Origin of the sequence: Mesorhizobium sp. M7A.F.Ca.US.002.01.1.1, assembly GCF_004022955.1 — a bacterium.
GTDB classification, from domain to species: domain Bacteria; phylum Pseudomonadota; class Alphaproteobacteria; order Rhizobiales; family Rhizobiaceae; genus Mesorhizobium; species Mesorhizobium ciceri.
In genome coordinates this window covers 1-10,669 of the sequence record NZ_RZQE01000191.1, presented here as the reverse complement: position 1 = coordinate 10,669, position 10,669 = coordinate 1, and the positions used below count along the sequence as shown (strand labels likewise).

Annotated in this window: 10 protein-coding genes; 7 read left to right on the top strand and 3 right to left on the bottom strand. The window is 62.6% G+C overall.

The features are described 5' to 3' along the window. Positions 1 to 221: 221 nt before the first annotated feature. A complete protein-coding gene (locus EN932_RS19030; RefSeq protein WP_013532550.1) occupies positions 222 to 833 on the bottom strand; it encodes a TIGR00730 family Rossman fold protein in 612 nt (203 codons plus the stop codon). A 125-nt stretch (positions 834 to 958) separates the two neighbouring features. Here EN932_RS19030 and EN932_RS19025 point away from each other — a divergent pair, with 125 nt between their 5' ends. From EN932_RS19025 to EN932_RS19010, 4 genes are all read left to right on the top strand, one after another. After that, complete coding sequence (locus tag EN932_RS19025) at positions 959 to 2,431, top strand: LysM peptidoglycan-binding domain-containing protein (RefSeq protein WP_064993126.1); 1,473 nt, start codon at positions 959 to 961, stop codon at positions 2,429 to 2,431. 272 nt (positions 2,432 to 2,703) lie between these two features. Continuing rightward, positions 2,704 to 3,036, top strand: coding sequence for a metalloregulator ArsR/SmtB family transcription factor (locus EN932_RS19020; protein WP_013532548.1), 333 nt, complete (start codon positions 2,704 to 2,706; stop codon positions 3,034 to 3,036). A 21-nt stretch (positions 3,037 to 3,057) separates the two neighbouring features. Next, positions 3,058 to 4,938, top strand: coding sequence for an ABC transporter ATP-binding protein/permease (locus EN932_RS19015; RefSeq protein ID WP_127369359.1), 1,881 nt, complete (start codon positions 3,058 to 3,060; stop codon positions 4,936 to 4,938). Positions 4,939 to 5,046: 108 nt separating this feature from the next. Continuing rightward, complete coding sequence (locus EN932_RS19010; RefSeq protein WP_013532546.1) at positions 5,047 to 5,394, top strand: antibiotic biosynthesis monooxygenase; 348 nt, start codon at positions 5,047 to 5,049, stop codon at positions 5,392 to 5,394. Positions 5,395 to 5,402: 8 nt separating this feature from the next. Here EN932_RS19010 and EN932_RS19005 read toward each other — a convergent pair whose 3' ends face one another. Beyond that, positions 5,403 to 6,266 carry an SMP-30/gluconolactonase/LRE family protein gene (locus EN932_RS19005; RefSeq protein ID WP_013532545.1) on the bottom strand — a complete coding sequence of 288 codons (864 nt, stop codon included), beginning with the start codon at positions 6,264 to 6,266 and terminating at the stop codon, positions 5,403 to 5,405. Positions 6,267 to 6,591: 325 nt separating this feature from the next. Here EN932_RS19005 and EN932_RS19000 point away from each other — a divergent pair, with 325 nt between their 5' ends. The 3 genes from EN932_RS19000 (at position 6,592) to EN932_RS18990 (ending at position 9,602) form a co-directional block, all read left to right on the top strand. Then, a complete protein-coding gene (locus EN932_RS19000) occupies positions 6,592 to 7,884 on the top strand; it encodes a DUF4375 domain-containing protein (protein WP_013532544.1) in 1,293 nt (430 codons plus the stop codon). Positions 7,885 to 8,081: 197 nt separating this feature from the next. Then, positions 8,082 to 8,780, top strand: coding sequence for a phosphatidylserine decarboxylase (locus EN932_RS18995; protein WP_013532543.1), 699 nt, complete (start codon positions 8,082 to 8,084; stop codon positions 8,778 to 8,780). Positions 8,781 to 8,855: 75 nt separating this feature from the next. Further along, positions 8,856 to 9,602, top strand: coding sequence for a phosphatidylcholine/phosphatidylserine synthase (locus EN932_RS18990; protein ID WP_224621703.1), 747 nt, complete (start codon positions 8,856 to 8,858; stop codon positions 9,600 to 9,602). Between the two features lie 27 nt (positions 9,603 to 9,629). On the opposite strand, the gene EN932_RS18985 is transcribed toward EN932_RS18990, so the two are convergent. Then, the coding region (locus EN932_RS18985; RefSeq protein ID WP_164890538.1) for an AMP-binding protein at positions 9,630 to 10,669 on the bottom strand (1,040 nt) is incomplete at its 5' end.

The following is a 10,669-nucleotide window of genomic DNA, read 5'->3' as shown; positions in this document are numbered from 1 at the left end:
TCTCGCCTGGCGGCGTCATGACCGGCGCGCGGTGATTGCCGATTTGCGGCAGGCTGCGGCGGAAGAGGGGAGTAGGGCAGTAGGGCAGTAGGGCAGTAGGGCAGTAGGGCAGTAGGGCAGTAGGGCAGTAGGGCAGTAGGGCAGTAGGGCAGTAGGGCAGAGACCTCCAGGCAATTCACTTGTTGTCACATATTGCCCTACTGCCCTACTGCCTTATTCCCCTACATCTTATCGATCACCGACTGCACGCCCTCGGTCGGGGCGTCGACGGACGATCCGGCTACCATGATGGCGGCGACGATCGCTTCGGGGTCGTCGACGACCAGCGGCTTGACCCGCTGCGCGGTGTGGATGAAGCCTTCGGCGGCCATGTGATCGAGCAGCGCCAGCATCGGATCCCAAAATCCTTTGACATTGGCGAAGACGATCGGCTTGCGATGATGGCCAAGTTGTCCCCAGGTCATGATCTCGACGATCTCCTCGACCGTGCCGATGCCGCCCGGCAGTGCCACAAAGGCGTCGGATTTCTCGAACATCTTGTGCTTGCGCTCGTGCATGTTGTCGGTGATCAAGAGTTCATCGAGCCGGTCAAGCGCTGTTTCGCTCGCCTCCTTGTTGATCAGGAAGCGCGGAATGATGCCCGTCACCTTGCCGCCGGCCTTGAGCGCGCCTTCGGCGACAGCGCCCATGATGCCTTTGGTGCCGCCGCCATAGACCAGCCGCAATCCCGCTTTGGCAATTGAGCGCCCGAGCAGGTGTCCGGCCTTGATATAGATTTCATCGCGGCCCGGAGACGAGCCGCAATAGACGCAGACGGATCGAATCGTGTTCATGTCGATGATTGGTGATTGGGTCTGAAAGCGCGGTCAAGCCCCAAGGGTTAACGGCCTGGGCTTTTTCTTGTCGGTATTGCTAAAACAGGCTAGACCGGCGTTAGGTGGCTAAGGGGTAGGGAAATATGGCAATTAATCCACTGAAGGCGTTCCTGTTCGCGGCGGGTGGGACCGTTGCGGCCGCGGGAACCGCCTATGTAGCGGGCGCACTCGACCCGTATCTCAATCCCACGCCGCCGGCGCAAGTGGCGGCGCAGACGCCGCCCGCAGCGGCAAAATCGGCCGATCCCGGCACCGAAGCGCGGCTGCCCGCCGCTGAAGTCCCGGCGGCTCCCGCCGCAGTGCCCCAGGCAACGGCACCCGCCGCACCGGCCGCGGACGCGGCGGCGCCTGCTGCGACCGGTCCGGTCGCACCGTCCTTCGATGTCGTGCGCGTCGAAAGCAATGGCTCGATTGTCGTCGCCGGCAATGCGGCGCCCAACGCCAAGGTCGAAATCCTCAATGGCTCGACGGTGCTTGGCTCGACGGTCGCTGGTCCCGATGGCGCCTTCGTTATCATTCTCGATGATCCGCTGAAGCCCGGCGATTATACGATCGCGCTGCGCGCGACCACCGGTGACGTCGTAACGCCCTCGGTGCAGACCGCCGTCGTTTCGGTTCCCAAGGATGCGGCCGGCCAGGTGCTGGCCATGGTCGAGGAGCCGGGCAAGCCGGCCGAATTGCTGACCGTTCCCGCACCCGAGACAAAGCCGGCTGCTCCGGCCGCCGCGCCGGCTGCTCCCACAGCCGAAGCCCCCGCAACCGCTCCGGCGCCAGCCGCCCCAGCGCCAGCCGTGGTCGACGCGACACCGGCTCCTGCAGCGCCGGCGACGCCGCCCGCTGCAGGCGTGACCGAGCCCAAGATCGTCGTCGAGGCGGTCGAGATCGACGGCAGCAAGATCTTTGTCGCCGGCCTCGCCGATGCCGGCCGCAAGGTGCGCGCGTATGCCAACGACATCCTGCTCGGTGACGCGCAAACTTCGACGGACGGTCATTTCCTGGTCGAGGCGACGCGCGACATTCCGGTCGGCAGCTACACAATCCATGTCGACGGCCTCGATGCCGACGGTGTGACAGTTGTGGCCCGCGCGGCCGTACCGTTCGAGCGTGAGCCCGGCGAAGCGATCGCCGCCGTGGCACCCTCGGCGCCGAAGCCCGTTCAGCCCAAGCCGGCCGCACCTGCCGCCGCCGAGGCGCCGGCCGCGGCCGAAACGGCCCCGGCCACGACGCCTGCTCCCGCCGCCGAGGCTCCGGCCGTTGTGGCGGAGGCGACGCCGCCAAGCGATGTGCCCGAGACCGTGGCGCCCAAGCTTGAACATGCCGACGGCGCCGTCATCATCCGCCGCAACGACACGCTGTGGCGGATCTCGCGGCGCGTCTATGGCCACGGCGTACGCTTCTCGACCATCTACCTCGCCAACCAGGACCAGATCAGTGATCCCGACCGCATCTGGCCGGGCCAGGTGTTCAAGGTCCCGGAAAAGTCGAAGGAAGGCGAAGCCGCCGACCTCAAGGCCATGGGCGAGCAGGCAACGACAGCGCCCGCCAAGACGGAGTAGGGTTTGAGCGCCGACGGTTGAGCGCAATCTCCCCCTTGTGGGAGATGCCCGGCAGGGCAGAGGAGGGCGCTGTCTCGCCAGCCTGTCGGCCAAATCCGGTCGAGCTACCTTACGGCTGCTCGTAATGCTTTGATCGTGGAAAGTCGCGATCCTTCGCGCCCCTCTCTGTCCTGCCGGACATCTCTCCCACGAGGGGGAGATTGGCGGTTCCGGCGCTCTGCCCATAGGGTTAGCTTGCCCCGTGCCAGTTCATCGTCTATCGCCGATGAACGATGGCAGAATCCCTGATGGAAACAAACGCATCATGCGGCGGTCCGGACAGCCGTGCGGTCGCCGCCCGACTTGCAGCGCTTTCCCATCCGGCGCGGATCGAAATCCTGAAACACCTATCGACGAGCAGTTCCTGCTGCTGCCGCGAGGTCGTCGACCGCTTAGATCTGGCGCAGTCCACCGTGTCACAACATCTGAAAATACTGGTCGAAGCCGGGCTGGTTCGCTTCGAGCCCGATCGCCAGCGCTCGCGCTATGCGATCGACCATGCCGCGCTCGCCGATGTCTCCGCATCGGTGGCCGCTCTCGTCAATTCCTGCTGCTCCGGCCGCTGAAATAAGAAGAAGGCACAAGAAATGGCCGAAAAAACCGTCTCCGACTCCTCGACTTTCAAGACGCTGCTCAATTTGTGGCCTTACATGTGGCCAGCGGATCGCGCCGATCTGAGAGCCCGGGTCACATGGGCGACGCTGTTGCTGGTCGTCGCCAAGCTGACGCTGGTCGCCGGTCCCTATTTCTTCAAATGGGCGACCGACGCGCTGGCCGGCGACGCCAAATCGGCGCCGCCGCTGCCGAGCTTCCTGCTGGCGCCCGTCATGCTGGTCGTCGCCTACAATGTCGTGCGCCTGGTGCAGCTTGGCTTCAATCAGTTGCGCGACGCGCTGTTTGCCCGCGTCGGCCAATATGCCGTGCGCCAGCTCGCCTTCCGTACTTTCGTTCACATGCACCAACTGTCGCTGCGCTTCCATCTCGAGCGCCGCACCGGCGGCCTGTCGCGCATCATCGAGCGCGGCACCAAGGGCATCGAGACGATCGTGCGCTTCATCATGCTCAACACGGCGCCGACCATCCTCGAATTCGCGCTGACCACGGGCATCTTCGCCTACACCTATGGCTGGAAATATGTGGTCGTCGTCGCGGTCACCGTCTGGGTCTATGTCTGGTTCACGGTCCGCGCCAGCGACTGGCGCATCTCGATCCGCCGCGACATGAACGACAGCGATACCGACGCCAACACCAAGGCAATCGACTCGCTGCTCAACTACGAGACGGTGAAATATTTCAACAATGAGGGCATGGAAGCCGAGCGCTTCGACCGCTCCATAGCACGCTACGAGGTCGCCGCGACGCGCATCTGGACCTCGCTTGGCTGGTTGAATTTCGGGCAGGGCATCATCTTCGGCCTGGGCACCGTCATCGTCATGTGCATGTCGGCGCTCGAAGTGCAGGCCGGCACGCAGACGGTCGGTGACTTCGTCTTCATCAACGCCATGCTGATGCAGCTGTCGGTGCCGCTCAATTTCATCGGCTTCATCTACCGCGAAATCCGCCAGGGGCTCACCGATATCGAGCAGATGTTCGATCTGCTGGATGTGCCGCAGGAGATCGTCGACAAGCCGGATGCCAGGCCAATCGCGGTCAGCGCCGGCAAGGTCGAGTTCCGCGACGTGCACTTCTCCTATGACCCGAACCGGAAGATCCTGAAGGGCATCAGCTTCGAGGTGCCGGCCGGCAAGACCGTCGCCATTGTCGGGCCTTCGGGTGCCGGCAAGTCGACCATCTCGCGGCTTCTGTTCCGCTTCTACGACGTGCAGGGCGGCCAGGTGCTGATCGATGGCCAGGATATCAGGGACGTGACGCAGGAGAGCCTGCGCGGGGCGATCGGCATGGTGCCGCAGGACACCGTGCTGTTCAACGACACCATCGCCTACAACATCCGCTATGGCCGCATCGGTGCCAGCGAGGAGGATATGCGCAAGGCGGCCGAACTCGCTCAGATCGGCCCGTTCATCGAGCGATTGCCTGACGGCTACAAGTCGATGGTCGGCGAACGCGGGCTAAAACTTTCGGGCGGCGAGAAGCAGCGCGTGGCAATCGCCCGCACCATTTTGAAGGCGCCGCCGATCCTGATGCTCGACGAAGCGACCTCGGCGCTCGACAGCCACACCGAACAGGAGATCCAGGCCGCGCTCGATCTGGTCAGCCGTGGCCGCACCACCATCGTCATCGCTCACCGCCTGTCGACGGTGATCACGGCCGATGAGATCATCGTGCTGCAGGACGGCCAGATCGCCGAGCGCGGCACCCATGCCGAGCTGATGCGCAAGCATGGCCTCTACGCCTCGATGTGGGACCGCCAGCGCGAGGCGACCGAGGCCGAAGAGCGGCTGCGCTTGGCTCGCGAAGGCGACGAACTTGGTGTCATCGTCCGCCGGCGCACGTCGGAGGTGAATTGAAGGTTCGGCGTGTGATCTGATTTTTGCACTTGATCTCAACTTAAGTTGAGATTGTAGGCCGTTCCTGGAGCCCAAAAAACACCATGATCCAGGAACGGAGCAATCGAAATGAGCAAGATAAATCAGACTGTTAACGGCGGCAGCGTGTTCAGGGTGGACAAATTCGTCGTCCCGGCCGGCGCCCGCGAGGAGATACTCGCCAAGGTCAGGACAACGCATGAATTGCTGCGCCTGCAGCATGGCTTCGTGCAGGATTTCCTGCTCGAGCAATTCTCCGGGCCGGGCGAATTCAACCTCGTCACCATCGTCGAATGGGAAAGCCAGGCGGCCGTCGACAATGTCGTGCCGATCGTCAAGGCCGCGCACGAGCGCATCGCCTTCAACCCGCAGGAGACGATCGCCCGGCTCGGCGTTCGCGCCGACATCGCCAACTATCAGAGGGTTCCCGGGCTGTAGCAAGGCTGTTACGGCCAGCCGATGCCAGGTGCCGGCGCTTCGACGCTGAACACCTGGCCGGTGCGGGCGTCGCTGACCATATGCTCGAAGCCGCGCCATTCGGCGGCGAGAATGAACAGCGTTTTCCTGTCGGTGCCGCCCAGCATGCAGGCAAAGCAGCCGCGATCGACGGTCACTGTCTGCAGCACCTCGCCGCCTTCACGCACCCGCACGCAACGCTTGTTGGGAACATCCGCATACCAGGCCGCCCCTTCGGCATCGAGGCAGATGCCGTCGGGATAGCCGTCGAGGTCGGCCCAGACCCTTCGGTTGGCAAGGCTGCCGTCGGCGGCAATGTCGAAGGCGGTCAGCCGATTGGCATGGGATTCCGCGACAATCAGCGTCTTGTTGTCCGGGCTCACTGCCATGCCGTTGGCAAAGGCGATATTTTCCGCCACCTGCCGGACCGCGCCGTCCGGCGTGATCAACACGATGGTGCCGGGGCTGAAATGCTCGCCAGAAGCCGGCGCCGGTCCGCCGCCATTGACATAGGTGTTGCCGCGCCCGTCGACGACGATCTCGTTCCAAGGGCTTTTCGACAGGTCACGCAAATCGGCGCGAGTGACGAGGCTCCCGTCGGCCTCCTGTCGTAGCAGCAGCCCTTCGCGGCCGGAGATGACGAGCAGGCGGCCATCCGGCAGCCAGTCAATGGAGTAGGGCAGGACAGCCGGTACGGTGAGCATGACCTCGCGGTTGCCGTCGGCATCGACGGCGATAATCTCGCCGGTGCCCCAGTTGCAAAGCCACAGCCGTCCGTCATGCCAGCGCGGCGACTCGCCGAAAGCGAGACCGGCAGTGACGAGATGCGCTTGGGGGGCAGGTGGTTTCTGCATGTAGGGGACTCCTTGTTGAGTGCGTCAGCATCGCCAAATGGTCCATGATGGCGCTGTCTCACCAAGGACGGGCGAGGCAGCGGTCTGCCGACAGGCACAGAACCGATAATTTTGGTTTGGCTGCTCTTTGCTGAGTTCGCGACGAAGCCTCGAGGTCAGTTTTTGGAGTGTTCTTCAAACTATCGGTTGAAGTGTTCTTCAAAATATTGGTAAGACGCAGTGAAAATGAATTTCAAGCGCCTTTTTATCCACTTTTCCAAGTGATATTCTGCTGACAGACTCTGATCTACCGGTATTGCTTTCCTCCGGGTAAGAAGGCTTTGGAATGTTCGGAATTTTTTCGCGAAAGAAAAGGCTGCAGCAGTCGACAACGATTTCGGCGCACCAGCCGGAGCAACCGACGGCCAGTCCGCGCGTGACTTCAATTGTTGTCCCGTTTTCAGCAGTCGAGCGCGCCGCTAAGGAAAACTACGTTGCTGACCTCGTGACTGCAGTCATGGATTTCGTGACCGCAATGTTTGATCAGGGCCTCTACAAAGATCACGAAATACCGCCGTCAGCGAGGCAGTTTTTTCACGCTTACCTATACGGGATGGAAGTGGCTAATGGCGGCCATAGCCAATTTATTCACAATTACCGTGATCACCTCGATAAAGTCACCTCGGATGTGCATTTGGCTTTGGCTGGAATGCGAGCAGAAAACCATTTAGCTATTTTGAAACAGATGGTTGCTTGGGTCCGGGAACATCCCAAGGAAGCGGAGGAACAGACTGGATTCGAAGGTGGCCGCGCTGATTTCCTTGATGGACTCGACGATCTTTTTTACAAGGAGGAAGACAGCGTCCCGATGCTTGCCCGCGCAGTGGGTTGGATAGCCTCCTGGCCTGAACTGGAGATTGTCGACGATGCCGAATGCCAGGAGGCCACTCTTGACATTGTGATGGCCAACTCCAGGCGCGAACCTCGATTGCGCCATCGTTCGGTGTTCCATCTGAAAGCAGTGATGACGAGCCGACTTGAAGTGGGCATCGGGCTCGCCTGTGCAGCTTTGCCGCAGCCCGAGGTTAAGCTCGGGCTCGGCAAAGGACGGATGTTGGACATAGATGGCGAGAAGCAGATGACATTTCCGGTCGTAACCAACGCCGGCAGGGTGCGTTTGTGCGTAGTCACGCCAACGCATGCGGCTGCATACCAGTACCTGGCTGCTGATGGTACAGAACTGCAACTCGACCTCGGACCGGTCGATAGCGTTGATGAGTTACTTGGCGAAGGTGCTCCACGTGTCGGTCTGAAGCTGTCGCATGTCGGCGCTGATTCAATAGCGACAGTCATCGAACTGGCTGATGAATACGGGGCACCAGCAGCCCTCGACCTTCTTTTGCGCAGGGCTGGAATTGATACGGCAGGAGCAGTTGCTTTGCCATCGATGCTGATTCCGAGCGAGGGAGGATCGGTCGTCAGTTGGACAGTTGCTGCTGACGGTAGACTGCTGTTTTTGGTGTCCTCTCCCAACGGGAGCGCGCTCTTGAGGTCGGGCGCCGAAGATCCGCTGGCGGATGCCCATAGGCTTGAGATCGAAGAACATTTTGTGCGCGCCGAAGCCGATGGTGCCAACTGATCTGGGCTGATTGTCTCGAAATTCTGACGCCAGTGGCACAGGCATGCGAGCCGGTCGCGACCTCACGAACGCGGAGCGTTCGGCTATCCTGAGGCGACAGGCCCTTGCCGTTCGCCCGCGCCGCCGATTGTTGCGTTGCGGCGAGGGGGGCTTTCGGCTATTGAGGCCGGACTTGAAACGGAGCCTGTTTTTAGCTGATGAGCCTTGTCGATACGGTCAAGAACGCGTTCGTACCGATCCATCGCGAAGGCTATCCCTTCATCGCGGCCTTTGGCGCGGCGACGCTTTTCCTCGGCTATTTCTCCTCGGTCCTGTTCTGGATCGGTCTGATCCTGACGGCCTGGTGCGTTTATTTCTTCCGCGATCCCGAGCGCGTCACGCCGGTCGACGACCGCTTGGTGGTCAGCCCCGCCGACGGCATCATCTCGGCGGTCGGGCCGGCCGTGCCGCCGCGCGAACTCGGCCTCGGCAATGTCGAGATGACCCGCATCTCGGTGTTCATGAATGTCTTTTCCTGTCACGTGAACCGCGCCCCGGTACGCGGTCGTATCGTCAGGATCGAACACCGGCCCGGAAAATTCCTCAACGCCGAACTCGACAAGGCCAGCACCGAGAACGAGCGCAACGGCCTGGTCATCGAAAGCCCCAACGGCACGATCGCCGCCGTCCAGATCGCCGGCTTGGTGGCGCGGCGGATCGTCTGTTGGGCCGAGGCGGGCGGCTCGATCGGCACCGGCGAGCGTTTCGGCTTGATCCGCTTCGGCTCGCGCGTCGATGTCTTCCTGCCCTTGACCGCCACGCCGCGCGTTGCCGTCGGCCAGACAGCGGTCGGCGGCGAAACCGTGCTGGCCGAATTCGGCGGTGTCGCCGGCACACCCCTCGTGCGGATTTCCTGAGCCGTGGGCACGCAGTATAAGAAGTTCGAGGCCCATGCCAGCGGCGGTCCGCGCATCCGCGAGATCCCGATGCGCATGGTGCTGCCCAACCTCGTCACCGTGCTTGCCATCTGCGCCGGTCTGTCGGGCATCCGCTTCGGCTTCGAAGGCCGCTTCGAGCCGGCCGTGGTGATGGTGCTGCTGGCCGCTTTCCTCGACGGCATTGATGGCCGCTTGGCGCGGATGCTGAAGGCAACCTCCAAATTCGGCGCCCAGATGGATTCGCTGGCCGACATCGTCAATTTCGGCGTCGCCCCGGCTTTGGTGCTTTATGCCTTCCTGCTCGACCGTGCCGGCTCGCCGGGCTGGATTGCGGCCTTGCTGTTCGCCATCGCCTGCGGGCTAAGGCTCGCCCGCTTCAACGTGCTCGACGACGAGAAGGCCGACCGCCCGATATGGCAGTCCGAATATTTCGTCGGCGTGCCGGCGCCGGCTGGTGCTGTGCTGGTGATGCTGCCGCTCTATCTCTATTTCCTGCGCACAGGGCTGGAGCCCAGTCGTCCAGCGGCCTTCGTCGCCACCGGCTTTACCATACTGGTCGCCTTCCTGCTGGTCAGCCGGCTGCCGGTCTATTCCGGCAAGAGCCTGAAAATCCCGGGCGACAGGGTGTTGCCGATCATCCTGGGTGTCGTGCTCTACGTACTGCTGCTGATGACCTACCCCTGGTACACGCTGACCGCTTCGGTTGCCGGCTACCTGATCTTCCTGCCGTTCAGTGTGCGCGCCTATTCGAAACGCGCCAAGCTGGAGGGCGAGAAGGTACCGCCTTCGGATATAGGTTAGAAGGTCGGCGGAAGTGCTTGATCCGACTCAGGCCGCGACGCCGAGCCCCAGCCTGTCGATCGCCAGCTTTCGGGTCGAGACATAGTCGGTCTTGCCCGAACCCAGCACCGGGATTTCCTCGACCTTGACGATGTCGTTGGGCACCATCAGTTCGGCGGCGCCCGCTTGTTTGCCGAATCTGCGCAACTCGTCGGGATTGGCGTCGTCGGCGGTGGTGACCAGCACAATGCGCTCGCCGCGCCTCTTGTCCGGCACCGCTACCGCCGCATGGCGTTCTTCCGGCCACAACGACTGCACCAGCATCTCGACAGCACCCAGCGACACCATCTCGCCGGCGATCTTGGCGAAGCGCTTGGCGCGGCCGCGAATGGTGATGAAGCCTTCGCGGTCGACAGCGACGATGTCGCCGGTGTCGTGCCAGCCCGTCAGCGGCTGCAATTCACCGGGGCGGTCCGATGTCATATAGCCCATCATCAGGTTCGGTCCGTCGAGCCACAATTGGCCGGCATCGGAAATGCCTTCGATCGGCTCAAGCTTCATGCGCATGGCCGGCAGCAGCCGCCCGACGGTACCGTCGCGGCCATGGATTGCCGTGTTGACGGCAACCACCGGTGCCGCCTCTGTCAGCCCGAACCCTTCGATGATCTCGGCCTGGAAGCGTTCGCGATAGACGCGGCGGGTTTCCGGCTTCACCGCCTCGGCGCCGGCAACGACGAAGCGCAGGCTGGAAAAATCGCCGTCCTTGGCGGTACGCGCATAGTTGGCGAGGAACGTGTCGGTGCCGAACATAATGGTCGGCTTCACCTTGCGCGCAACCTCGGGGATGATCTTGTAGTGCAGCGGCGAGGGGTAGAGGAACAGTTTTACCCCGGTGACCAGCGGCAGGATGGTGCCGCCCGTCAGGCCGAACGAATGGAACACCGGCAGCACGTTGAGCAGGATGTCGGCGGGCGAGATGGTGATGCGCGCCTCAGCCTGCATGGCGTTGGCGTAAAGGTTCTTGGGCGACAGCACGACTGCCTTCGGCGTGCCTTCCGAGCCCGAGGTGAACAGGATCACCGCCGGCT